The organism is Salifodinibacter halophilus (assembly GCA_012999515.1).
GTDB lineage: Bacteria > Pseudomonadota > Gammaproteobacteria > Nevskiales > Salinisphaeraceae > Salifodinibacter > Salifodinibacter halophilus.
In genome coordinates, this window is the sequence record JABEEB010000098.1 from 1 (window position 1) to 325 (window position 325).

The following is a 325-nucleotide window of genomic DNA, read 5'->3' on the forward strand; positions in this document are numbered from 1 at the left end:
AGGAATTCGTCACGGAACTTCAACGCCACCGTGCCGGTGGCGCGTTCGATCCGCAGCTCGCCGCCGCCATCGAGGCGCTGCGCGCGCAGCAGCGGCACGTTCTGGAAATAGCTGCCGTTCTCGCCGGCCGATTCGGCGCCGAGCGCGCGCAGGCGTTCGGCTACGTACAGCGCGGCCAGGTCGAAGCCGCGGGTCGCGGTTTCGCGGCCTTCCAGCAGGTCGTCGGCGAGGAAGCGCACGTCGGCTTCGATCCGGCGCGCCTGCGCCGCGTCGTTGTCGATGCTGGCGGAGGGCGGCGTTGCGGCCGCGGGAGCGGCTGCGCGGT

General features: G+C 72.3%; 1 protein-coding gene. It reads right to left on the minus strand.

What is annotated here, in order from left to right:
* Window positions 1–325: hypothetical protein (locus HKX41_10865; protein ID NNC24631.1), on the minus strand; the 325-nt coding region annotated here is incomplete at both ends.